The organism is Candidatus Latescibacter sp. IFSED24, from assembly GCF_058273205.1.
The window spans coordinates 3,285,663-3,309,078 of the sequence record NZ_CM177850.1 but is presented as its reverse complement, the minus strand read 5'-3'; the positions used below and the strand labels follow the sequence as shown (position 1 = coordinate 3,309,078).

Below are 23,416 nucleotides of genomic sequence, written 5' to 3'. Positions count from 1 at the left end.
GTGGGAACCACAAGCGGGAGACGATCGCATGGTCGAAGCGACATTCGGCAGCCGGTGGCGTGAGTACTGCTGGGGTGCGGTGGAAACGGCAGCTTTGGGGGTGAATCGGCGGCATGCGTTGAAGCGGGCGGCTTGAAAGAGAGGGCCTGGGCGTTGGCCCAGGCCCGGGACACAATCTCGTGGGCACAACCAGGATTACTTGGCGAGGACTAGCTTCCGGCTGCTCACACCGTCCGCGCTACGCAGCCGCGCCAGGTACACGCCCGACGCCACCGGCAGGCCGGCGTCGTCACGGCCCTGCCACGTGGCCTCGTGACGGCCCGTCTCGGCGTACCCGTCCACCAGCGTGCGCACCACGCGGCCGCTGAGGTCGTGGATCAGCACCGTGACCGGGCCGGCCTCGCGGACCTCGTACTTCAGCCGCGTCGTGGGATTGAACGGGTTCGGGTAGGCGTCGAGCGACGGCAGCGACAGCGCGGCCACGTCGCGCGGCGCGGCGGTCACCGTGCCCTCGGACACGAACATGGTGGCGGCGTTCTGGATCTCGCCGGTCGTCATGTTCTGCACGTAGACCGTGGTCCGGCAATTATCGTACACCCAGCGGCTGTTGATCTCGGTGGGGATCACGAACTCCTGCAGGCCGATCGCATTGGTCACCGGCAGGCCCTCGGTGTCGGGGTAGAGGCGGCGGAAGGCCTGGTTGTGATAGTCCTCGCCGTTGGATCCCGAGGCGAAGATGTTGTCCTCGGTGATGGCCGCGAACAGGCGGTAGTCGGCGTCGGGCATGGGGTCGAGGATGTTCACGCCGACGTAGGTCGTCTGGGAGGCTTGGGCGAAGTCCACGTCGATCACGAGCGGCGACGGCACCTCGAGGCGGGCGGTGTAGCCGGGGACCATGTTCTCCTGCTGGTAGCTCAGGTCGACGTAGTTGTCCATCCACATGTGGGGGGCGAAGTCGGCGCCGCCCGGAGTGTTGTAGACCAGGAACTCGGACTGGGCCTCGTTGGCGCCGAAGATGGGGTCGTCGTCGCCGGGCCACCAGCAGTGGACGCGGATCAACGCCACGTCGTTGCCCATGGTGGGGATGTACGCGTCGAGGACCTGGTTCACCGGGGCGCAGGGCCCGCAATCCCAGTTGGTCACCAGGATGCCCAGCGGCACGCGCTGGCCGGTGTACTGGGCGAGGGCGGTGGTGCTGCCGAGGAGCAGGCCGGTCAGAGCTAGAATGACGAGGATAGCAGATTTATGCTTCATTCTGGACACCTCCGTTCAGGGGTGGTCGTTGGTGTCGAGCCGGGGCTGGGGAGAGAGCCTACCACAATTCTCAGGGTTTGGCGCGATAAACCGAGGCCCCGGCTCCACCGAGCCGGGGCCTGCGTTCCGCTGCCGGGACGGTCGGTCTACGAGTCGTCGCCCTCGTCGCAGTCGCCCGCCTGCGTGAGGTCCACGTGCACGCCCAGGATCTGCACGCGGGTCGCGTGGCCGTCATCGTCCAGTTCCACGCGCTGCACGAAGCCGCGGACGCGGTCCCAGTGGCCCTCGAACGAGCGCAGGCGGCAGACCTCCAGATGCGGCCCGTCCTCGCCGTCCTGCACCGCCACTTCCACGCGCACGCGCCGGCCGACCACCAGTTCGGACGGGTCCAGGTCGATGTCGCTGCCAGCGGTCAGGTGCAGGGTGGCGCCCATCACCGCGACCGTGTGCTCCTCCAGGTTCACCGCGGTGATCGGGCCGCTGATCCGCTCCCAGCAGTCGCTTTCCGGGTCGTCGTCATCGTCGCTGCAGGTGCAGGCGTGGTCCACGAGCAGGCGCGCCGGGTCGTCCGTGAAGTCACCCTTGGCGTGGAGGCAGTCACCCACCTGGATGTCGCCCTCGGGCGGCGACTCCACCACCAGGCAGCCGAAGTTGGCGGCCAGGAAGTCCACCACGTCGCCGTTCTCGTCGGTCACGAGCAGCACCTGGAGCCGGGGCGGGGTGGTGGCGCGCAGGTCGTCGCGGGGCAGCCGCGTGACGGTGTAGTAGCCGGGGGCCAGGCCGTCGAACCGGTAGGTGCCGTCGGCGCCGGTGGCGGTGAGCCAGTGCTGGTCCGGGCCGCCGTGGAGCGAGACCGCCACGTCGGCCAGGCCAGTCTCGTCGGGATCGATCACGCCGTCCTCGTCGCCGTCGTGCCACACCACGCCGCCGATGGTGCCGCCGCCGGGCAGCAGACCCACGTCCACGCGCGCGGCGAAGCCGATGGACACGCCTTCGCCCACCGCGAAGTGCACCGTGAAGGGAAAGCTCTCCTCGCCGGGGGTCCACAGGGCGTCGTCGTTGGCGAACTCGCACTGGAACATGGCGCCGGGGCCGGTCTCGCCGTTGTCGGCGTTGAGGATCCGGACGCTGTCGGGCACCAGCGAGACGAAGGTCAGGGTCACCGGCTCGGGGAAGACCTGCTCGCTGGCGTTGACCACGGTCAGGTCCACCACGAGGGCGGCCAGTTCGGGATCGTAGTGCACGTTCTGGCCGCGGATCAGGAAGCGGCCGGGGCGCGCGCCGTCGCCGCCGTCGACCATCACGCTGGCGAACTCGAACGCCACGGTGCCGTCGGCGATCTCGCCCTGGACCAGACCCGTGCTGGCCGGATCGTCCTGGCCGGGGCCGGTGGGCCCGTCGTTGCCCTGACAGCCGAGCAGGGCCGCGAGGGCCAGCGTGGCGAAAAGGAGGAGGGGCAGGCGGGAATTCATGGGTGGCCTCCGGATCGAGGGGATGAGGTATTCAACATATCGCGCACAGTATACCCTATCTTGTGCCAAGAAGAGTGTGTCCATGCCATTCTGTGATCTTTGCCGTCGCCATTGTTGATGTTACGTTACAATGGTGACAACAATGATGCGGCTTTCAGGGCGATGATCGCCCCGGAAACAATCTCGATGGCACAACCTTCAGATCTCCAGGCTCTCCCCGGGCTTCAGCACCGACACCTTCGCGCTGGTCTCCGCCTCCACCCGCGTGGCCCACGGCCCGGGATCCTGGGCGATGATGTCGAAGGTGTCGTAATGGATGGGCAGCACCCGTTTCGGCTCGAGCAGCTTCACCGCGCGCAGCGCGTCGTCGGGGCCCATGGTGAAGTTGTCGCCGATGGGCAGGATGGCCAGGTCCACGCCTTCCTCGCCGATGAGCTTCATGTCGTAGAACAGGCCGGTGTCGCAGGCGTGGTAGATCTTCTTGCCCTCCACCGTGAACAGGAAGCCGCAGGGGTTGCCGCCGTAGGTGCCGTCGGGCAGGACGCTGCCGTGGAGCGCGTTGGTCAGCTTCACCCGGCCCCAGTCGAAATCGGCGCCGCCGCCGATGTGCATGGCGCGGACATTGGTCAGGCCCTGGCCCTCGAGCCAGCCGGCGATCTCGAAGTTGCTGATTACCAGCGCCCCGGTGCGCCTGGCCAGCTCCACGGTGTCGCCCACGTGGTCGCCGTGGCCGTGGCTGACCAGGATCACGTCGGGGTCGACGTCGCCGGCCGAGATCGCGGCCAGGGGATTTCCCGTGAGGAAGGGGTCCACCAGCAGGGTCGTGGGGCCGGTCTCGATCTGGATCACGGAGTGGCTGAACCAGGTGATCTTGGGCATGGCGGGACCTCCGGTCGCAGGGTTTGAGGATCCTTTCTTGACCACCATAAATCGCCCCGCCATCGCCATCAACACCGGGATACCTGTAGCTCGTGCGCCGGCGTCCGGGTTGTGGCGCCCGCCGTCAGCCCTTACCATACCGCGACCACTTCACCGGGGAGCGCCCATGACCCGTCCCGCCCTCTTCGTCGACCTCGCCGGCACCCTCGACGTGCGCGATCCCGCCACCGGCCGCTGGGGCCTCTGGCCCGGCATCGACGCCGTCCTGGCCGACCTCGCCGCACATTGCGACCTCTACCTCACCACCGGCGACAGTCCCGACGGCGCGCAGCAGAGCCTGGCGGAGCTCGGCCTGACCCGCCACTTCGCCGGGGTGCGCGCCGGCCTGCCGGGGGGCGGCAAGCCCTTCGGCGCCATCGCCGCCGAACTGGGCCGGGAACCCGCGCGCTGCCTGGCCCTGGGCGACAATCCCGTCAGCGACACCGCCGGCGACACCGACGCCATCGTGAGCGTCCTGCTCGACCACCGCCGCCAGCGGCTCGTCTCCAGCCGGCGCGCGGGGGCGGTCCTGGCCCGGCTCCTGGCCGGCGGCACCGTCCTGCAGACCTTCTCCAAGCTCCTGGCCACGGCGGCGACCAGCGGCAGCGCGCCCAACGACGAGATCTTGATCCAAGCAGTATTGTATGAATTAGGCAGGGGTGAGGGGGTCTATCTCGGCTGGTGGGAGAAGATGAGCCGTCAACGTCGGCCCGTGGTGGTGGTCACCGGCGAGGCTCAGGACTGAGAGCTCTCCCGGAACAACCGCTCACGGGGCAGGCCCATGACGTCGGCGGCTTCCTCGAGCCAGCAGACCACGGCCAGTTCGGTCTCCGGATCGAGTTCGTCCTCGGTCAGATCACGGCTCTCGACGAGGTTGCGGAGCAGAAGCTGCACCCGTCCGAGATGATCGCCCAGATGGGCGACGGTGTTCTGGATGCACGGTGCGTATCGATTCATGTTGTGCTTTCCAGGGCTGCGGTTCGGTGGTGGTAGCCCGCCGGGTTGACCCACGGGGCCAGGCCCGCGCGCTGCAACTTGCCCAATCATAATCCAAGCAGCCTGTCTGGTGTAGTAAAATATTTGAGGACAGGCGGTTACGGCAGATTCCTGATTCTTATTTTCAGCGATCGAAAGGCGCCTCGCCCGCCGGGTCAGCGGACATCTTGACATGATCAAGGCCGGTCAATTACTTCGTGCCGGAGGTCCGGACAGGCCGTCGGATCCGAGGGTCTGACATCCCGGCCGGACCTGGTTACCTTGGGCATTCCCGGCCCGCGCCGCACGGCGCGAGCTCGCCCCCGGCTTTCGGCCGCGTCCCTGGAGATGACCAGATCATGAGCACGCCCACAACCGGCCCGCACATCGACGCCGGCGCCATCCATGCCGCCCTCGACCACCACGCCGACGCCACCGCCGCCGTCGTCCGCGACATCCTGGCCAAGGCCCGCGAACTGAACGGCCTCGACGACCAGGACGTGGCGGTCCTGCTCGCCAACACCGACCGCGACCTCGACGACGAGATCTTCCACGCCGCCCAGGACCTGAAGCAGACCATCTACGGCAACCGCCTGGTGCTCTTCGCCCCGCTCTACATCACCAACAAGTGCCAGAACGAGTGCCGCTACTGCGCCTTCCGCGCTAGCAACCAGCGCCTGCGCCGGCGTTCGCTCACCCAGGCCGAGATCGCCGAGGAGACCCGCATCATCGTCGACGAGGGCCACAAGCGGATCCTCCTGGTGGCGGGGGAGAGCTACCCCGAGGGCAAGGGCCTCGACTACGTCTACGAGACCATCGAGACCATCTACGCGGTCAAGTCGGGCAACGGCGAGATCCGCCGGCTCAACGTGAACATCGCCGGCCTCGACGTCGAGCACTTCAAGCAGCTCAAGGCCTGCAACATCGGCACCTACCAGCTCTTCCAGGAGACCTACCACCGGCCGACCTACGAGCACATGCACCTCAAGGGCCCCAAGTCCGACTACGACTGGCACATCGGCGCCATCGACCGCGCCATGACCGCGGGCATCGACGACGCCGGCATCGGCGTGCTCTTCGGCCTGCACGACTACCGCTTCGAGGTCCTGGCCATGATGCACCACGCCCGGCATCTCGAGGACCGCTTCGGCGTGGGCCCGCACACCATCTCGGTGCCGCGCATCGAGCCCGCCGAGGGCAGCGCGGTCGCCCTGAATCCGCCGGCCCAGGTGAAGGACCACGACTTCCTGCGCCTCATCGCCATCCTGCGTTTGGCGGTGCCCTACACCGGCATCATCCTGTCGACCCGCGAGAACGCCACCATCCGGCGCCAGTGCTTCGCCCTGGGCATCTCCCAGCTCTCCGCCAGCAGCCGCACCAACCCCGGCGGCTACGCCGAGCACGTCCAGGATCCGCACTCGGGCAGCCAGTTCTCGCTGGGCGACCACCGCTCGCTCGACGAGGTCATCGCCGACTGCCTCGAGATGGGCTACCTGCCCTCGTTCTGCACCGCCTGCTACCGCCGCGGCCGCACCGGCGCCGATTTCATGGACCTGGCCAAGCCCGGCCTGATCAAGGAGTTCTGCCAGCCCAACGCCATCCTCACGGTGAAGGAATACCTGCAGGACTACGCCACGCCCGAGACCCGCGCCCTCGGCGAGCAGATCCTGGCCCGCTCCCTCGAGCAGATCGAGAAGGAGGGTCTGCGCTGCGACGTGTGCGACCGGCTGGTGAAGATCGAGGCGGGGGAGCGGGACCTGCACTACTAGACGCGCCCCGGTTCGTCATGGAAGGCGGGACCCGCCAGGGTCCCGCCTCTCTTTCACCGATGGCATCACCGGAACAGACTCTTCACCCCGTCCCAGCTCCACCGCTCCACCGACACCGGCGGCACCAGCACCAGCTCGGCGCCGGTGATGGTGGCCGTGGGCCACTCCACGATCTCCCAGCCGGGGATCAGGTAGATGTAGATCCCGGCGACGGCCTCCACGGTCTGGCCGGCCAGCTCGCAGAGGTCGCAGGGGTTGGAGTAGGGCTCCAGCGGCAGGACCACGTCGAAGGCCGCGCTGGCCTCCTCGATCATCACCGTGGCGCCCCAGTAGCCGGACCAGCCCTCGGGCGATTGCAGGAAGATCTCGGGACCGCGGAGCAGCTCGAAGAGCTGGCCCTCGTCGTCGCGCAGGACGCCGGGCGTGGTGGTCCCGGTCAGGTGGATGGCCAGGTGGTCGATGGGGTCGAAGGTGTCGGGGAAGGTGACCTGGGTGATCAGCGCGGGGGGGATGGTGCCTTCCAGGCCGGGCACGGGGATGGTGACCTGGGCGAGGCTCGCGGCAGCGGCGAGCACGAACAGGATGGTGAGGATGGGACGCATGGGACTTCCTCCTGGGACAGGAGGCGGGGTCCCTCACAATCTAGCACCGATCACGCGTCGGGGGCGAAGAAATCGGCCGGCCGGGCCGTCCGATCAAGGGGCGACCGCGGCCGCCGTCGCCACCAGCTCGATCAACTCGCGCACCACCTCGCGCTTGCCCGGATCGGCGGCGTACCGCGCCGCGACCAGCTTGCGCGCGGCGGGCACGTCGCCGCAGGCCTTGCCGCGGGCGATGAGCCGCCGGCAGTCGTCGGGCATGGGACCCCAGTGGCCGCACTCGGTGAAGGTCTCGCTCAGGAACACGAACTTGGGCACCGCCTCGCCGCCGTTGGTCAGGAAGCGCGCGAAGGCCTCGGGCTGCTGGGCGCGGCTGACGTAGCGGACCTGGATCCAGTCGCTGGCGTCGGCCAGGGCCTGCAGCACCGGCACGTGGCGCACCACGTCGCCACACCAGTCCTCGGCGAACGCGATCACGTGCACCGGCCGGACCAGGTTCTGGACCAGCGCCTCCTCCTGGGGCTCGAGCACCATGGCGGTCAGGCTCTCGTTGATGGCGTCGGCCTGGCCGGCGTCCTCGGCGGCGTCGAGCCAGTCCTCGTAGCCGGGGGCCAGGGTGAAGATGGTGGCCCAGTCGATGGTGGGCAGGATGGGCGGGCGGGGCATGGCTAACCTCCCGGGGTCGAGGCAGGTTGCTGGGGGATCTGCACGCGCTGGAAACTGAGCGAGGCGCCGCTGGCCGCGCTGTCGATGTACATCTCGGCTCCCGAGCTGGTCATGCCGAAGTGGGTGGCGGTGCTCAGGATGACCAGGAACTCCTTGCCCACCGAGCCCGGCGGGAATCGCGAGGCCAGCGGGCAATCCAGCCGCACCGTGAGGGCGCGGCCCGAGCTGTTGTACAGGCCCACGCACTGGTCGCTGCCGGAGGTCACCACGAAGCGGTCGGCCTCGGCGAAGTGGATCCGGTAGGCGCCGGGCGTGTCCACGGGCAGGCGCTGGCGGCTTGGCAGCTGGATGAGCGACAGCGACCAGGCGGTGCCCTGCAGACGGTTCACGGTGGGGTCGGACTGGGGGCCGGGCTCGGAGCCGCAGCCCGCGACCAGCAGGACGAGGGCGACACACGATGCCAGGGCGAGACGTCTCAAGGGGCACCTCCGGGGCTTGCGGGCATGATAAGGCGATCCCGGAATCCCGCCGTCGCCGAGTTGTGTCGTGCCCGCCGGGACCCTAGATTATCGACGCCAGCGCGGGCGCCCGCCCGCCTTTCGCCATCGCGAGTGGAGGGGACCTCGACATGAGCCAGAACGTGCGGATCTACGTCACCGGCGGCACCTTCGACAAGGAATACGACGAGCGCACCGGCAGCCTCTTCTTCAAGGACACCCACCTGCGCGACATGCTCAAACTGGCGCGCTGCCGGGTGCCCGTGGAGGTGCGCACCCTGATGATGGTCGACAGCCTCGAGATGGACGACCACGACCGCGAGCTGATCCTCGCCCAGTGCCGGAAATCCGACGCCGACCGCATCGTCATCACCCACGGCACCGACACCATGGCGGTCACCGCCCAGACCCTCGGCCAGGCCGATCTTGCCGGCAAGACCATCGTCTTGACCGGCGCCATGATCCCCTTCGCCTTCGGTTCCAGCGATGGTCTCTTCAATCTGGGCGCCGCCCTGGCCTTCGCCCAGAGCCTGCCGCCGGGGGTCTACGTCGCCATGAACGGCCGCGTCTTCGACTGGGACAACGTGCGCAAGAACCGCGATATCGGCGAGTTCGAGGAACTGGTCTAGCGCCCCGGGCTGATTACAGATTCTCACTAATTGACAAACCACCCCGCCCCGGTGTGGTATGAAGTGTGCATACGAGTAGCGGCCCCCCGATTTCGCCCAACGAAAGGACGTTGCCATGCCCAGGCGTTCCCTGTCGCTCCTGATCCCGGCTCTGCTGGCACTCGCCGCGGCCCCGGTCAGCGGGCAGAACCTCGAGGAGTTGCTGGTTCAGGTCGGCCAGGATTACGCCGAGGCGTACACCACGCCCCTGATCCACGGCTTCGGCGCCAACCAGAACTCCGGCCTCTACCACACCGCGAACATCCCGCGGTCCCGCCTCACCTGGTCGGTGGGCATCAAGTTCATGGGCACCTACCTCGACGAGGGCGACCAGACCTTCCGGCGGGTCCTCGAGGACGTGGAGCTCAACGACTACCTCGGTCTCGAACCCGGCGACCCCGGCTACGGCGAGCGGGGCGACATCGTCCTGCAGGGCCCCACGGTCTTCGGCGACAAGAATACCAACGGCACCGCCACCGCCTACATCAACGGCGCACCGGTCTTCAGCCAGGAGACCATCCCCGGCCTGGTCGACACCCGCTGGGTGCCGCTCTTCGCCCCCGAGGCCACCGTCGGCGGCATCATGGGCCTCAGGGCCACGGTGCGCTGGCTGCCCGAGATCGACTTCAGCAACTACGGCAAGACCAAGTATCTCGGCTACGGCCTGCAGTGGAGCCCCAGCTTCCTCTTCAACAACCTGCCGGTGGACGTGATGGTGGGCTTCTTCATGCAGGACATCGACCTGGGCACCATGGTCCAGACCGAGGCCGAGAGCTACTACATCGCCGCGTCCAAGGGCTTCGGCCCGACCACGGTCTACGGCGGCCTGTCCGCCGAGTCGTCCAACATGAAGGTCGACTACGTCGAGGAGGAGACCCAGACCCCGGTGAAGTTCGACATCGACGGCAAGATGAAGAGCCGCCTGACCCTGGGCGCCACGTTCGATCTCGGCGTCAAGCTCAACGCCGAGATGGGTATCGGAAAAATGGTGGTCTACACCGCTGGCATCATGTTCGGCATGTAATCCTGGAGGCTTCGCCATGCGCAAGATCCTGATCTTCCTGACGCTCCTGCTGGCCGCGAGCATCTTCGTGACCGGTTGCTCGAGCGATTCCACGGCTCCCAACGACGATCTACCGGCGCTGGAGGCCGAGGACGTGGCCGGCCAGTCCGGCTACATGGCCATGGCCATGGTCGAGGTGGCCCCGCTCGCCCTCGAGTACGACGGCTCGGCCAAGGCCGACGAGACCGACGGCAACTACGTCTACACCTTCGGCCCCACCGACGACATCCAGGGGATGGTCCTCCTGCACTTCCGCGAGGGCGGCGCCGACGGCACGCCCTGCGGCTACGACGTGGCCGACTACGGCCGCGCCTGGACCGCCGACGAGGAGCCCCTGTCCATCGAGATCATCGAGGGCGGCGTGCCCTGGTACGTGGCCTTCGTGCTCGAGAGCGACATTGACCAGGCCGCCGACTCGGCGGTGGTCAACGGCGCCGGCACCCTGACCATCATGGACTACGTGGCCGACTGGACGGTGGAGGACCTCGAGGTCGTCGTCGACGCCGATTGGCCGCAAGAGGGCGTCATGACCTTCACCAACGAGGGCATCACCGCCACGGTGACCTTCAACGGCACCGACACCGCCACGATCGTCATCGGTGAGCTGAGCTGGTCGCTCAACCTGGGCAGCGGCGAGCTGACCGAACTCTAGCCGCAAGCCCGCGCGCAACGGGGCCGGAGCCTTCGCGGGCTCCGGCCCTTTCGTCCGTCCGGCACGGCATCCCTTGCGTCCCGCGCCGAAGAGTCGTATTGCCATGGGAGACCCGGACGCGAGCGGCCACCCCCACCGGCGAGACGAACCGTGACCCGCATCCCCGGCGCGCCCCTGCTGGCAGCCCTCCTCATCGTGACCGGCGCGGCCTGGGCCGCGGAGCCGGACACCACCGCCACCGTCCTCGACGAGATCGTCGTGGTCGGCGACCCCGCCGAGCTCGAGGCCGACCTGCAGGCCGGCTTCCTCAGCCTCGATGCGGGCACCCTCGGCGCCGTGCCCAGCGTGCTGGAGGACGATCCGCTGCGCGCGCTCCAGTCGCTGCCGGGGATCCAGGCGGCCTCGGACATCTCCAGCGGCCTCTACATCCGCGGCGGCGGCCCCGACCAGACGCTGGTGCTCATGGACGGCGTCACGGTCTACAACCCCACCCACGCCTTCGGCTTCTTCTCCACCTTCAACAACGACGCGGTCGGCGAAATCGACCTCTACAAGGGCGCCTACCCAGCGGCGTACGGCGGCCGCCTCGGCGCGGTCCTCGACGTGCGCATGCGCGAGCCCCGGAGCGACCGCCTCCGCGGCAAGGTCGGCATCAGCCTCATCGCGGCGCGCGCGCTCCTGGAGGGCCGGCTTGGCCCGGACCACTGGCTCGTCAGCGGCCGCCGCAGCTACCTCGAGCCGCTGCTCGACGCGCTGCGCACTCCCGAGGATCCGCTGCCCGACTATTACTTCTACGACCTGAACGCCACCTACGTCACCGAGCGCCTCGGCGGTGTGACCACGCTCAGCTTCTACCGCGGCCGCGACGACATCACGGTCGACGCCGACGTCAACACCGCCTTCACCATCGGCTGGGGCAACACCGTGGCCGCGCTGCGCCACCAGCGCTACCTCAGCGACCGGATCGAGGCACGCCTCGCGCTTTCCACCAGCCGCTACGAGAGCCTCACCGACGCCGAGATCCTCGCCACCGGCTTCGATGTCACGAACGAGCTGCGCGACGTCACCCTCGCCGGCACCCTCGACTGGCTGGTGGGCGCCGACCACCGCCTGCTGCTGGGCCTCAGCCAGTCGTGGTACGACTTCACCTACCGCCAGAGCTTCAACCTGGACGAGCAGGTCGACTACGCCGCGCGCCCCGCCGAGCTGGCGGCCTTCGCCGAGGACCGCTGGTTTCTCGACGACTGGACCACCCTGCGCGCCGGCCTGCGCGCGCGCTGGATCAGCGACGGCCACCGCCAGCTCCTCGAGCCCCGCCTCGCGGTGAGCCGCGCCGTGCGCCCGGACCTGCGCCTCAAGCTGGGCGCCGGCCTCTACAACCAGTACCTCCAGCTCGTGGGCACCGAGGGCTTCTCCGCCGGCGACTTCTACCTGCCCATCGACGAGACCGCCCAACTCGGCCGCTCGTGGCAGACCGTGGTCGGCGCGGCCTGGAACGCCACCCCGCAGGATCTGGTCACGGTGGAGCTCTACGCCACCGGCCTCGACGACCTGGTGGAGTTCGACAACCAGGTCCCCCTCGATCAGAGCAGCTTCACCGCCCAGGACCTCTTCGTCACCGACGGCAAGGGCTACGCCCGTGGCGCCGAGATCTTCGTCCAGCGCCGCACCGGCCGCTTCACCGGCTGGCTGGGCTACACCCTGGGCTGGACCCGCCGCACCTTCGCCGAGCTCAACGGCGGCGCCGAGTTCGCCCCCAAGTACGACCGCCGCCACGACGTCAACGCCGTCGCGACCTGGCAGGCCGGCTCGTGGCGCCTCGCCGCGGCGTTCCGCTACGCCACCGGCCAGGCCTTCACCCCGGCCGCCGCCCGCTTCCAGCTCCGCGACCCCGGCACCGGCGAGATCCTCGACCAGGGCCAGATCCTGCCCGCCGACCGCAACAGCGCGCGGCTCTTGTCCTACCACCGCCTCGATGTCAGCGCCCGCCGTCCCTTCCGCCTCTTCGGCCTGCCCGCCGAGCTGGTGCTCGAGGTCTTCAACATCTACAACCGCCGCAACGAATGGTTCGTGCAGTACACCACCGAGGACGAGGTCACCGAGGCTGACGTGGTCCGCATGCTGCCCTTGATCCCGAGCGTGGGGGTGAATCTTGAATTCTGACCGACCGCACCGCGCGCTGCTCCTCGCGGCCGCCCTCCTGCTTGTGGCCGCCTGCTCTCCCGAGCGCGACGAGGCCACGCTCTTCGCCCCCCAGGACGTGGGCATCCTGGTGGTCGACGCCGTGCTCTTCGTGGGCCAGTCGCCCACCGCCATCCGCCTGACGCGCACCCAGCCGCCCGACGTGCCGTACACGCTGGAGAACGCCGGCGTGGCCGGGGCCGCCATCGCCATCGCCTGCGACCAGGGGACCGTGTACTACAACCCCGTCGTGGAATTTCCCGGACTCTACACGCCGGGAGCGAGCGACGGCTGGACCATCGTCGCCCCCGAGACCGAGTACCGCCTCGCCGTGCAGACTCCCGCCGGCGAGCGCCTGACCGCGGTGACCCGGACCCCGGCGCGCCTGCTGGTGGAGTCCTGGACACTGCTGGATCCCGACACCGGCGCCCCGGTCCGCGACCTCGTGACCTTCCCCGAGGCCGGCGACGCGATCTACGACCGCCCCGAGAACCAGCTCCCCTACGCCACGGGCATCGTCGACGCCCGGTTCCCGGCCAGCGCCGCCGGCGTCCTCGCCGGCGCGGGCTACCAGCTCGCCATCTTCAGCCTCGATCCCGACTCCGACTACGTCATCGATCCCCCGTTCTTCGAGGACGATGATTTCGAGGACCTGCCGCGCACCGGCTCGTCGCCCGCTCTCGCCGGCGAGGGCGGCTCGCTCCGTCTGCCCTGGTTCAGCATCTACTTCGAGGGCCGCCACAAGTACAAGGTCTTCGTGGTCGACACCAACTGGTTCGACCTCCTGCGCACCTCGAACTACAACACCGGCGGTTTCGGCGCCGGCGGGACCCTGGGCGACGGGGTCGAGCGGCCGCTCTTCCACGTCGAGGGCGGCATCGGGCTGTTCGGGTCGGGGTCGGTGGATTCGGTGGGGTTCCGGGTGTTACCGGCGCCGTGAGTCGGGCGGCGGTGGCAACGGCCGCGGGTGCAGGCGCATGGCGTGCAGCCCGGGCGGCGGACCCTGGGGGAAGCGGGCGTACATCTGCAGCGCCTGCCAGCCGTCGTCGCCGGGCTCCTTGATGGCGGTGCGCGCCTGCGCGCCGGCGGATACCGAGCCGGTGGCCAGCCACACCGGCAGGCTCAACATCAGGCCGACGCCGTGGCTGAGGTTGGAGACCGCCCCGAGCGCCACGTAGCCCAGGACCATGCTGGTCTGCGCAGCGAAGAACGAGATCCTGGCCGACACCACCTGCACGAGCGGCACGGTCACCAGCGTGCTGTCGGTGGTCAGGACGTAGAGGGTGTCCGGGGTTTGGGAGCGCAGGCCAGCACGGCCAGGGCGAGCACGAGGACGAGGCCGGAGCGGAAGGCGGCAGGCATGCCAGGCTCCTCCATCGATGAGGCCGTCGGTGCTTGCCTCAGCATACCGGATCGCCGAGGATGGACCAAGCCACCAGCACCTCCACCGATGGGGAACCGCCATGAAGTCCCTGGCCGCCCTCTGTCTCGCGCTCCTCGCGCTGACCGCCTGCTCCGACCAGCAGCCCGACCGCGCCGTCCTCGACGCCCGCGCCGTCCTGCCCGCCGACACCTTCACCGCCGGCCCGCCGGTGGGCGCGGCCCGCGCGGGCGAGTTCAACGGTCGCACCCTGCCGGTGGACGCGCCGCCGGTCCAGGGCTTCTCCTCGCTGGTCGCCCTGCCCGACGGCCGCTGGCTCGCGCTCCAGGACAACGGCTTCGGCACCCTGGCCAACAGCTCCGACTACCCGCTGCAGTTCTTCGTCCTGGACCTCGACCTCGCCGCCGGCAAGGTCGCCGTGATCGACGCCGTCCCCATGCACGACCCCGACCGGGCGCTCGGCGTCCCCCACACCGCCGACCAGCTCTTCGGCAACGACCTCGACCCCGAATCCTGCGCCCGCCTCGACGACGGCACGCTCTGGATCGGCGAGGAGTTCGGCCCCTACCTCGTCCACGTCGACCCCGCCGGCCGGGTCCTCGAACCCGCGGTCCCCGTCCCCGTCCCCTTCGCCCTGGGCGAACTGGCCCGCGGTGCCGAGACCTACCGCACCCCCGACCACCCCGACCTGCGCGCCCTTCCCGAGGACCGCCGCCTGGCCGCCGCCAACCTCCCCCGCAGCGGCGGCCTCGAGGGCCTGACCCGCACCCCCGACGGCACCCGCCTCTACGCCGCCGTGGAGAAGGCGCTCGTCGACGACCCGGTCCCCGAACGCCGCGTGCTCCTCGAGTTCGACCCCACCGCCCGCATCTTCACCGGCCGCACCTGGTACTACCGGGTCGACGAACCGGGCCTCTCCATCGCCTCGCTCGAGGCGTTCACGGCCACGATCCTGCTCGTGGTGGAACGCGACGCCGAGGAGGGCCCCGCCGCCCGCATCAAGCGCATCTACCGCGTGGACCTGGACGAGCGCGACGCCGAGGGCTACCTGCCCAAGACCCTGGTCTGCGACCTCCTCGACCTCGCTGACCCCCACGGCCTGACCGCCCCCGAACCCGGCGCCCACGGCCTGGGCCCGGATTTCGCGTTCCCCTACGTCACGCCCGAATGCCTGGCCATCCTCGACGCGCGGACCCTGCTGGTGGCCAACGACAACAACTACCCGTTCAGCGCCGGACGGCGCGCCGGGGTGCCGGACGACAACGAGTTCGTGCGGGTGGTGTTGGGGCGGGGGTTGGAGTAGGGAGGATTCTGGGGGTGTTGCGTTCGCAGTCTAATTCGAACCCCCGGGGTTTTGGGGGTTCGCAGTCTAATCCCATTCTCTGGGGGATATTAGTTCGCAGTCTAACCCAACCCCCGGGGGTTTTGGGGATTTCGCAGTCTATCTCCATCTCCCGGCGGGATATTACTTCGCAGTCTAATTCGAACCCCCGGGGGTTTTCACAATCCGCAGTCTATCTCCAATATCCGGAACATCATCCCACCGACCAACCGCCCACCCCTCAATCGAACAACCCCTTCACCGAACTCCAGCTCCGCCGCTCCACCACCACCGGCGGCGCGCACCCCGCCGCCTCGCACCCCGGTCCGTACGCGCCCACCAGATCGCTGCACCCCCACGGATGCAGCCCGGGCAAACACCACGAATCCCCCGCGAGCGTGTAGTCGTCGCCGGCGAGGTCGCAGAAGCAGGGGTCGGCGGAGAAGCAGCCTTCGTCGAGCTCCCACAGCGAGTAGTCGTCGCCTTCGTTGGCGAAGAAGTCGTTGCATGAGCCGGTGGCGCCGCCCAGGTGGCCCGAGCCCTGAGTGACGAGCCTGGCGGCGTTGAACGCCACGATGGAGCGGTCGATGGTGATGGCGCCCCAGGCGGCGACGAACACCGCGCCGGAGGGCTGGTCGCACGAGTTCTGGACCACGGTGCACCGGTCGTAGGTGGCGCCGCTGTCGATCAGGTAGCCCGAGGAGCCCACGGCGCCGTACTGGCCGGCGTGATTGCGCACGAAGAGGCAGCGCTCGAAGAGGATGCCGCCGGACCATCTGATCCCGATCGCGCCGCCGGACTCCACGGCGCTGTTGTCGCGGAACACGCAGTCGTGCACGTGGATCGACCCCGCCGCGTGGCCCTCGATGAGCAGGGCCCCCGCCGACTCGGCCCGGTTCCCGGCGAAGACGCAATTGGCGATCTCGAGCGTGCCCGACCCCGTGCAGCGCAGCGCCCCGCTGTCGGCGTTGGCGAAGGTGAGCGAGGCGATGAGCGCGGGTGAGAGGTCCTCGCCGGCCTGGAAGTCCATGATCCGACCGACGAACCAGCCGTCGAGGGTCACCAGATCGGGCGAGCCCTCGGCCGCGCCGCGCAGCGCGATGCCCGGCTTCATGGCGAGGTCATGCACGGCGTAGGAGCCCACGGCCAGCACGACCTCGTCGCCGACCAGCGCCGAGTCGATGCCCGCCTGGACGGTGGGCGCCTCGGCCGGGACATGCCACACGCGCGCCGTGGCCGTGGTGGCCAGCAGGCAGAAACCGGTGAGAAGTAGGATGGAACGGTAAGAACGCAGCATCATCGCACCCCCGGGCGATCGAGGCAGATGTCGGATCCGGACAAGTATACCACGGCACGGGCGCCAGGCGGTCACTCGGGTGGCGGCAGCGCCGCGGCGGCGGTCCGCAAAGCGCTGAGCTCCCGCTCCACGCGGTCGATCCGCCACAGCAGCTGGTCGCGGGTGACGGGGGCGGCCACCGGGGTCTCCACGGCGGCGAACACCAGCACCGTCTCGATGGGGCGGTGGTCCGGGGTGCGCGTGTCGTCGGGGAAGTCGCCCGGGGCGACCACGATGCGGCTGGCGCCGCCGGCGACGCCGGTGGGGTCGGCCAGGAAGGCGAAATCCAGGACCGCCGGCGCGTAGCTCTGGGCGTACTGCGTGCGGACCAGGACCGCGGGCCGCAGCCAGGTCAGGTGGCGATCGGCGGTGAGCAGGTCGAAGCCCTCGTCGTGGTGGTCCTCGCCGTCCTCCACGCGCCAGTCGTAGTTGTAGTCGCCGATCGCCAGCAGCGGGGTCGTGACCGTGGCGGCCCACTCGCTCAGCAGCTCCGATTGCTCGCGGCGGCGCTGGTCGTTGGTGCGGTAGAGGTGGTTGACCATCACGCGGAATTCCTGGCCGGTGCCGCGCAGCCGGTAGCGCGCCACCAGCGGCGAGCGCACACTGCCGCCCAGGTTGATGTGGTGCAGCTCCTGGTACTCGAGCAGCTCGAGGCGGTCGCTGTCGTGGATCAAGAGCAGGCGGTCGGCACCACCGGTGGTGCCCAGGACCGCGGCGAACGTGGCCGCCTCACCGACGCCAGCCGAGGCCGTGAGGGTGGGCTCCCAGGCGCTCATCACCTCGCTGAGTCCCCACACGTCCACGCCGGTGAAGGCGGCCATCCGGTTGGCGACGGCCTCGGGGTCGGCGTCGCCGGACTGGACGTTCCAGCCCACGATGGTCACCGTGTCCTGGCCGGATGCGGCCACGGACAGGATCATTAGCAACAAGACGATCATTCTGACGTTCATGATCGGAGACCTCCCGCGGCGGGAACCGGAGAGATGATCGCTCGGCCCGCCGCCTGTAGACTGGGACGAGACTCGAGACCCGCGATCACGCGCCACCCCGGAGGATGGACCATGTTCCCGGCCGCCACCTACACCGCCCGCCGCCAGGAGCTCCGCGCGCGACTCGACGCCGGCCTGGTCCTCCTGCTCGGCAACGCCGACAGCCCCATGAACTACGCCGACAACACCTACCCCTTCCGCCAGGACAGCTCGTTCCTCTACTTCTACGGCCTCGACCAGCCCGACCTCGCCGCGGTCCTCGACCTGGACGACGACCACGACACGGTCTTCGGCGACGAGCTGACCATCGATGACATCGTCTGGATGGGCGACCAGCCCACCCTCGCCCATCGCGCCCGCGGCGCCGGCATCGCCGAGACCCGCCCGCGCGCCGACCTGGCGGAGGTCGTGAGCCGGGCCGTGGCCGCCGGCCGCCCGGTTCACGTCCTGCCGCCCTACCGCGCCCGCAATAGACAGCTCCTGGGCGACCTCCTGGGTGCCGATCCCGCGCCATCGGTCGCCCTCATGGCTGCCGTCGCCGCACTGCGCTCGCACAAGAGCGAGGAGGAGATCGCCGAGATCGAGCGCGCCGTCGACCTCTCGGTCGACATGCACACCGCCGCCATGCGCCTGGTCCGCCCCGGCCTGCGCGAGTCGGACGTCGCCGCCGAGGTCGAGCGCATCGCCCTGGCCGCCGGGGTCCGCCCCGCGTTCCCAGTCATCGCCACGGTCCGCGGCGAGATCCTCCACAACCACCACCACGGCAACGAGCTGTGCGCCGGCGACCTCTTCCTCCTCGACGCCGGCGCCGAGAGCCCGCTCCACTACGCGGGCGACCTCTCGTCCACCTTCCCCGTCGACCCCGCCTTCACCGAGCGCCAGAAGACCATCTACGAGCTGGCCCTCGCCGCCCACGAGGCCGCACTGGCAGCGGTGGCGCCGGGCGTGCCTAACCGCGACGTCCACTTCACCGCGGCGCGCGTCCTCACCGACGGCCTGAAGGACCTGGGGCTCATGCGCGGCGACACCGAGGAGGCGCTCCAGGCCGGCGCTCACGCCATGTTCTTCCCCTGCGGCGTGGGCCACATGCTGGGTCTCGACGTCCACGACATGGAGGATCTGGGCGAGGAGCTGGTGGGCTGGGCCGGCCGGGCCAAGAGCACCCAGTTCGGCCTGAAGTCGCTGCGCCTGGGCCGCGCGCTCGAACCCGGGTTCGTGCTGACGATCGAGCCGGGGATCTACTTCATCCCCCAGCTCATGGACCTCTGGCGCGGCGAGGGCCGCCACGAAGAATTCCTGGTCTACGACGAGCTGGACAGGTGGCGCGACTTCGGCGGCATCCGCAACGAGGAGAACGTGCTGGTCACCGCCACGGGCAGCCGCGTGCTGGGCAAGCCCAAGCCCAAGACCGTGGCCGAGGTGGAGGCACTCCGTTCCGGCTGACCGCAGCGCGATCGCCGGAGATGGTCGCCCGCTAACCCTCCACCGCCTTCCGGGCCGCACTCTCCCGGGATTGGAGCAGGCCGGGGACGAAGGTTTCGCTGAATCCTGCCAGCACGGACCAGCACACGAGCCCGGACAGGGCCTTGATCCTCTCGACGAGGGTGCCGGTGGTGGCGAGGTCGGGAAACAGGTCGCCGCCCAGGTATCCTGACCGCACGAAGAAGAACACGACCCCACCGCCGACGCCCCCGATCAGGATCCTGGAAACCAGGAAGCCGAGGTTCCGCGCCCGCCCGGCCTCGTCATAGGTCCCGCTCTGCAGCTTCTTGCGCAGCGTCACGAGCAGGCTGAACGACGAGCCGATGGAGCCGGAGACCACGGCGATGGCGAGCAGCTGGCCGTCGGCGATCGATTGGAGACTCAGGACGTGTCGGAAGAGGAAAAAATCGGCGATGAGGATGGCGATGACGAGCAGGTTCACCAGCCTCATGATCTCGCGGATGTGGATGCGCTTGTTCTGGTTCTTCTCGTACATCCACTGGAGATCGCCGATGATCTGTGTGAGCAGATAGTTCTTGTCCATGGGCGAGGATTTGCTGACATCAAGCTGATCGTAATAGGCCTTGCGTGCCCCCTTGAGCGTGTCGCGGGCTTCGATGAGCTTCCGCGCCAGTTCCGCCTCGAGGATGGGTTCGGCCCTGGTCGCCGCAGCGATGCGACGTTCGATCGCATAGGCGTGATCCCAGGACTGTTCGGTACGGGTGTCGAGCTGTTTCTCGATCGCCTGGATCTCGGCCTTCGTCTCGGTATCGCCGGCGAGTGCCTCGAGTGCATCCAGCTGCGAGCGGAGATCCATGTAGAAATGAGGCAGGAGCGATTGTCGGCTGTCCAGGAGCAGCAGGTGCGAGATCGAAGCCCAGAGGTTCTTGAAAAACTTGCCCATCCCATTCCCCTTCCGGTATGACCACGCGCCAGGCGCAGGCCCGGCTACCTTCGCGATCCTGGCTGCTGCGTCGTACGCAAGGATGCGGAATTCAGGCTGCCGGGCACGGAAGAGGATTGACCAGGATTCTCGGGACACATGTTACTCGAGATACCGCTCGACCACCCGCACGATCCCCCGCCGGCACGCCGCGCAGAACGGCTTGATGCCCTTGGTGAACATGATGCAGTCCAGCTCGGCGCGGTACATGCCCTCGCTGCAGTAGCCGGCGCCCTCGAACGCGCCCACCACGTCCTGGTAGGCGCTGCGCGCGAAGTACGCGTCGACCCACTCCTGGTGCGACCGCGACAGCTCCTCGCCCGCCGCCTTGGCGGCCTCGATCTCGGCGGCCGGGGCGCCGGCGGTCATCAGCGCGGCCACGCGCTCGTTGCCGGCGGCGCGCTCGGCCTGGTAGACGCGGTCGCGGGCGTCGTAGTCGGCCTTCTCCCACGACGTGGGCAGCGCGGCGCCCGGGGTGGCCAGGTCGGCCCACTTCAGGTGCGCGGGGTCGAAGAGGCGGGTGATGTTGGGCTCCAGCGGTTCGTGGTCGCGGGGGTAGAAGTCGCTGTAGGCGATCTGCGAGGTGTAGTACTCGTCGGCCAGGCCGGCGAAGTGGTGGCCGAACTCGTGGAGGAAGACGTAGTCGCTCCACTGGTTGTCGCTGGTGAAGGTGTTGAAGAAGTTGTAGATGCCGCCGCCGCCGTAGCGGTCGTGGTTGACCATGATGTAGAGCGCGTCGTAGGGCACGCAGGCGGCGACGTCGCGCAGCGCGCGGTTGTCCTCGGTCAGGAGGTAGCGCTCCGAGCCGAGCGAGTCGAAGGTGCAGCCCAGCGGGGTGCGGGCGAAGACGCCGCGGCTGGGCTCGTCGCAGCCGGGGTCCTGGCTCGCGGCAAGCACGCCGCGGATGTTGAAGCGGTCGGCCAGGCTCGCGTAGGGCTCGTGGCCCAGCATGACCGCGGCGAAGTGGCGTACGTCCCGCTCGAACTTGGCGGTCTGCTCGCGGGTGTATCCCTCGCCGAGGATGGCCACGTCCACCTTGCCGTGGTGGTCGCCGCTCTCGTGGACCGGGATCACCAGCACGCCGGCGGGCGGCGGCTCGCGGCGCACGGAGTAATGATCGGGATCGATGGTCGTGCGGAAGATCTCCGCGAGGGAGAGGTCGTCCTGGCGGACGGCAAGGGAGAACTCGCAGGCCTGCCGGGGACACGGCACGAGCACGGTCTCGTGGTAGACGCGCCACTCGCCGGCGGCGGCGGGGCCGGTGGTCTGGTACTCGCCGAAGTAGCTGTCGAAGCCGCGCGAGTAGAGCAGTTCGCCGGTGGCCGCGTCGTGGAGGTAGGCGTAGTAGCGGCCCAGGTTCAGCTCGTCGACCAGGCGGGTGCGGCTGCCGGCCCACGGGCCCTGGCGGTAGACCTGGTCGAGGGCCACCTCCTCGCTGTCGGCGTCGCCGGCGTGGTGGTAGTCGATGCGCAGGGTTTCGTCGTGGAAACGGTCGGCGAACTGGGCGAGGGTGCCGGCCGCCGCGAGCGCGGGCAGCAGCGCGACCAGGAGCGCGGTGGCGAGGATCTTCATGGCGGGTCCTTGGCTGGGGGAACGGCCGGTGGTGCCTGGATTCTAGGCCGCCGGGAGGCGTCGGACAAGGGCGACTCGCCGCGGCGGCGAGGTTGCCGGCTCGGTCGATTGGTATATCATCCTCCGGACCGGATTTCATCGCTCCCGAACCACCGCCGAGGATGCTTCGCCATGACCCGTCGACGTCTCGTCATGCTGTCCGTCACCGTCCTGTGCCTCGTCCTCGCCGCCCTCGCCGGCGCCCAGCCGGCCACCATGGACGCCCCGCCGCTGCCGCCGCTGCAGTACGACTGGCTCAAGATGAAATCGGGCGAATGGGTCAAGGGGAACATCGACCTCATGCGCGACCGCGAGCTCCAGTTCGACAGCGACGAGTTCGACGACCTCGTGGTGGACTGGGCGGACATCGCCGAGCTGCACGCCGCCCAGGTGCTGACCTTCGTCCTCGAGGACGGTGCGCACGTCAGCGGCCGGGGGATCATGCGCGACGGCGTGCTGAACGTGGCCGCACAGGACGGTACGCAGGAGATCGACGCGCCCCGGGTCCTGGCCATCATCGAGGGCCACCCCAACGAGCTGAATTTCTGGTCGGCCCGGGTGACGGCCAACCTCCTGAGCCGTTCGGGCAACACCGAGCAGACCGACTTCAACACCATGATCAACCTGCGGCGCGAGGCCACCACCACGCGGCTGGACCTTCTCTACAAGGGCAATTACAGCAAGCTGGACGGCCAGAAGTCGGTGGAGAACCAGCGCGGCAACGCCAAGTTCGACATGTTCCTCTCACGCCGGTTCTTCGTGACGCCGGCCTCGGTGGAGCTGTTCACCGACAGGTTCCAGAACGTGAAGCTGCGCAGCACGCTGGGCGCCGGTCTCGGCTACTACCCGGCGCGCGACGGCGCGGTGGACTGGTATCTGAACGTGGGCGGCGGTTACCAGAATTCGCGGTACAACTCGGTCCAGGAGGGGGCGGCGAACCCGGAGAAGAACGGCTTCGTTCTTCTGGGCACCACCGTGGAGACCGATCTGACCGACACCGTGGAACTGGATTTCGACTACAGCCTGCAGCACTCGCTGGGCAGCGACAAGAACACCTTCCACCACCTCTACCTGCTGCTGACCTTCGACCTCATCGGCGACATCATCGAGTTCACCACCTCGATCACCTGGGACCACGTCACCAATCCCAAGACCAACGCCGACGGCATCACGCCCGACAAGAACGACCTGATGATGGCTTACGGGCTGGGCATCGATTTCTGAGCCTAGCTCTTGAGCGCCTTCAGGAGCAGCTCGGCGATGGTCCCGCCGGGCGGCGTCTTGCCGTGGAATTCGAGGCCGATGACGTGGGTGGCGGGCTCGAGGTCCGGCTCGCACCAGCGCACCCTGGCCTCGAAGGGAATCGGCTCCTGCTCGCCGCTCGCCGGCGGCAGTTCCACCCTCAGTTGCAGCTTCTGCTGCCGATCCAGCGGTGCCTCGGCCCGCAGCATCATGCCGCCGCTGGAGATGTCGGCCACCAGGCCCACCAGCCGGCCGGTGCCGAGGTCCTTGATCTCGGCGGGGAAGACGTGTTCGTGACGGTCGAACCGGCGACGTTCGTCCATGGCGATCTCCTTCGCGGGGCCGTGGTGCGGGTCCAGACTACGTGTCAGCGGGAACATCATAGGCCCGGGGCGCG

General features: G+C 68.9%; 23 protein-coding genes. 10 read left to right on the top strand and 13 right to left on the bottom strand.

The genetic code is table 11. From position 1 onward, the window contains the following. Positions 1 to 195: 195 nt before the first annotated feature. From IFSED24_RS13415 to IFSED24_RS13405, 3 genes are all read right to left on the bottom strand, one after another. On the bottom strand, positions 196 to 1,254 hold the full coding sequence (locus IFSED24_RS13415; protein ID WP_491331978.1) for a FlgD immunoglobulin-like domain containing protein: 1,059 nt from the start codon (positions 1,252 to 1,254) through the stop codon (positions 196 to 198). Positions 1,255 to 1,400: 146 nt separating this feature from the next. Then, positions 1,401 to 2,726 (bottom strand): SdrD B-like domain-containing protein, encoded by a 1,326-nt coding sequence (locus IFSED24_RS13410; RefSeq protein ID WP_491331977.1) that lies wholly within the window; start codon positions 2,724 to 2,726, stop codon positions 1,401 to 1,403. Between the two features lie 198 nt (positions 2,727 to 2,924). Beyond that, positions 2,925 to 3,605 (bottom strand): metal-dependent hydrolase, encoded by a 681-nt coding sequence (locus tag IFSED24_RS13405; protein WP_491331976.1) that lies wholly within the window; start codon positions 3,603 to 3,605, stop codon positions 2,925 to 2,927. A gap of 166 nt (positions 3,606 to 3,771) precedes the next feature. Between IFSED24_RS13405 and IFSED24_RS13400 the strand changes: the two genes are divergently transcribed. Then, positions 3,772 to 4,389 (top strand): HAD family hydrolase, encoded by a 618-nt coding sequence (locus IFSED24_RS13400; RefSeq protein WP_491331975.1) that lies wholly within the window; start codon positions 3,772 to 3,774, stop codon positions 4,387 to 4,389. On the opposite strand, the gene IFSED24_RS13395 is transcribed toward IFSED24_RS13400, so the two are convergent. After that, the gene (locus IFSED24_RS13395; RefSeq protein WP_491331974.1) at positions 4,380 to 4,601 is read right to left on the bottom strand and encodes a hypothetical protein; all 222 of its coding nucleotides are present in this window, start codon (positions 4,599 to 4,601) and stop codon (positions 4,380 to 4,382) included. The genes IFSED24_RS13400 and IFSED24_RS13395 overlap by 10 nt on opposite strands. A 377-nt stretch (positions 4,602 to 4,978) precedes the next feature. On the opposite strand from IFSED24_RS13395, the gene hydG reads away from it, so the two are divergent. Continuing rightward, positions 4,979 to 6,388 carry a [FeFe] hydrogenase H-cluster radical SAM maturase HydG gene (hydG, locus tag IFSED24_RS13390; protein WP_491331973.1) on the top strand — a complete coding sequence of 470 codons (1,410 nt, stop codon included), beginning with the start codon at positions 4,979 to 4,981 and terminating at the stop codon, positions 6,386 to 6,388. A gap of 65 nt (positions 6,389 to 6,453) precedes the next feature. Here the strand turns inward: hydG and IFSED24_RS13385 are convergent, their stop codons facing one another. The 3 genes from IFSED24_RS13385 to IFSED24_RS13375 form a co-directional block, all read right to left on the bottom strand. Beyond that, the gene (locus tag IFSED24_RS13385) at positions 6,454 to 6,990 is read right to left on the bottom strand and encodes a hypothetical protein (protein WP_491331972.1); all 537 of its coding nucleotides are present in this window, start codon (positions 6,988 to 6,990) and stop codon (positions 6,454 to 6,456) included. Between the two features lie 93 nt (positions 6,991 to 7,083). Further along, entirely contained in the window at positions 7,084 to 7,653 is a 570-nt protein-coding gene (locus IFSED24_RS13380) for a thioredoxin family protein (protein ID WP_491331971.1), read from the bottom strand. A gap of 2 nt (positions 7,654 to 7,655) precedes the next feature. Further along, on the bottom strand, positions 7,656 to 8,132 hold the full coding sequence (locus tag IFSED24_RS13375) for a hypothetical protein (protein WP_491331970.1): 477 nt from the start codon (positions 8,130 to 8,132) through the stop codon (positions 7,656 to 7,658). 149 nt (positions 8,133 to 8,281) lie between these two features. On the opposite strand from IFSED24_RS13375, the gene IFSED24_RS13370 reads away from it, so the two are divergent. The 5 genes from IFSED24_RS13370 to IFSED24_RS13350 all read left to right on the top strand — a co-directional run bounded on the left by IFSED24_RS13370 (position 8,282) and on the right by IFSED24_RS13350 (position 13,654). Beyond that, positions 8,282 to 8,779, top strand: a complete 498-nt coding sequence (locus tag IFSED24_RS13370) for an asparaginase domain-containing protein (protein WP_491331969.1) — start codon at positions 8,282 to 8,284, stop codon at positions 8,777 to 8,779. A 115-nt stretch (positions 8,780 to 8,894) separates the two neighbouring features. After that, entirely contained in the window at positions 8,895 to 9,842 is a 948-nt protein-coding gene (locus IFSED24_RS13365) for a DUF6588 family protein (RefSeq protein WP_491331968.1), read from the top strand. Positions 9,843 to 9,858: 16 nt separating this feature from the next. After that, positions 9,859 to 10,533, top strand: a complete 675-nt coding sequence (locus IFSED24_RS13360) for a hypothetical protein (RefSeq protein ID WP_491331967.1) — start codon at positions 9,859 to 9,861, stop codon at positions 10,531 to 10,533. 150 nt (positions 10,534 to 10,683) lie between these two features. Continuing rightward, on the top strand, positions 10,684 to 12,696 hold the full coding sequence (locus IFSED24_RS13355; RefSeq protein WP_491331966.1) for a TonB-dependent receptor plug domain-containing protein: 2,013 nt from the start codon (positions 10,684 to 10,686) through the stop codon (positions 12,694 to 12,696). After that, positions 12,686 to 13,654 (top strand): DUF4249 family protein, encoded by a 969-nt coding sequence (locus tag IFSED24_RS13350; RefSeq protein WP_491331965.1) that lies wholly within the window; start codon positions 12,686 to 12,688, stop codon positions 13,652 to 13,654. Before IFSED24_RS13355 ends, IFSED24_RS13350 begins: the two co-directional genes overlap by 11 nt. On the opposite strand, the gene IFSED24_RS13345 is transcribed toward IFSED24_RS13350, so the two are convergent. Continuing rightward, positions 13,640 to 13,966 (bottom strand): hypothetical protein, encoded by a 327-nt coding sequence (locus IFSED24_RS13345; protein WP_491331964.1) that lies wholly within the window; start codon positions 13,964 to 13,966, stop codon positions 13,640 to 13,642. The two genes, IFSED24_RS13350 and IFSED24_RS13345, sit on opposite strands and share 15 nt — an antisense overlap. Positions 13,967 to 14,177: 211 nt before the next feature. Between IFSED24_RS13345 and IFSED24_RS13340 the strand changes: the two genes are divergently transcribed. Continuing rightward, positions 14,178 to 15,398 carry an esterase-like activity of phytase family protein gene (locus IFSED24_RS13340; RefSeq protein WP_491331963.1) on the top strand — a complete coding sequence of 407 codons (1,221 nt, stop codon included), beginning with the start codon at positions 14,178 to 14,180 and terminating at the stop codon, positions 15,396 to 15,398. 259 nt (positions 15,399 to 15,657) lie between these two features. Here the strand turns inward: IFSED24_RS13340 and IFSED24_RS13335 are convergent, their stop codons facing one another. Together IFSED24_RS13335 and IFSED24_RS13330 are read right to left on the bottom strand one after the other, a co-directional pair. Beyond that, positions 15,658 to 16,716, bottom strand: a complete 1,059-nt coding sequence (locus IFSED24_RS13335) for a right-handed parallel beta-helix repeat-containing protein (RefSeq protein ID WP_491331962.1) — start codon at positions 16,714 to 16,716, stop codon at positions 15,658 to 15,660. A 68-nt stretch (positions 16,717 to 16,784) separates the two neighbouring features. Then, the gene (locus IFSED24_RS13330; RefSeq protein WP_491331961.1) at positions 16,785 to 17,702 is read right to left on the bottom strand and encodes an exonuclease/endonuclease/phosphatase family protein; all 918 of its coding nucleotides are present in this window, start codon (positions 17,700 to 17,702) and stop codon (positions 16,785 to 16,787) included. 111 nt (positions 17,703 to 17,813) lie between these two features. Between IFSED24_RS13330 and IFSED24_RS13325 the strand changes: the two genes are divergently transcribed. Beyond that, on the top strand, positions 17,814 to 19,184 hold the full coding sequence (locus IFSED24_RS13325; RefSeq protein WP_491331960.1) for an aminopeptidase P family protein: 1,371 nt from the start codon (positions 17,814 to 17,816) through the stop codon (positions 19,182 to 19,184). A 31-nt stretch (positions 19,185 to 19,215) separates the two neighbouring features. Here IFSED24_RS13325 and IFSED24_RS13320 read toward each other — a convergent pair whose 3' ends face one another. Both IFSED24_RS13320 and IFSED24_RS13315 read right to left on the bottom strand, forming a co-directional pair. Further along, the gene (locus IFSED24_RS13320; protein WP_491331959.1) at positions 19,216 to 20,265 is read right to left on the bottom strand and encodes a hypothetical protein; all 1,050 of its coding nucleotides are present in this window, start codon (positions 20,263 to 20,265) and stop codon (positions 19,216 to 19,218) included. A 3-nt stretch (positions 20,266 to 20,268) separates the two neighbouring features. Continuing rightward, on the bottom strand, positions 20,269 to 21,738 hold the full coding sequence (locus tag IFSED24_RS13315) for a M64 family metallopeptidase (protein WP_491331958.1): 1,470 nt from the start codon (positions 21,736 to 21,738) through the stop codon (positions 20,269 to 20,271). Between the two features lie 171 nt (positions 21,739 to 21,909). On the opposite strand from IFSED24_RS13315, the gene IFSED24_RS13310 reads away from it, so the two are divergent. Then, positions 21,910 to 23,001 (top strand): DUF481 domain-containing protein, encoded by a 1,092-nt coding sequence (locus IFSED24_RS13310; RefSeq protein ID WP_491331957.1) that lies wholly within the window; start codon positions 21,910 to 21,912, stop codon positions 22,999 to 23,001. 2 nt (positions 23,002 to 23,003) lie between these two features. Here the strand turns inward: IFSED24_RS13310 and IFSED24_RS13305 are convergent, their stop codons facing one another. Further along, the gene (locus IFSED24_RS13305; RefSeq protein WP_491331956.1) at positions 23,004 to 23,342 is read right to left on the bottom strand and encodes a PilZ domain-containing protein; all 339 of its coding nucleotides are present in this window, start codon (positions 23,340 to 23,342) and stop codon (positions 23,004 to 23,006) included. Positions 23,343 to 23,416 lie beyond the last annotated feature (74 nt).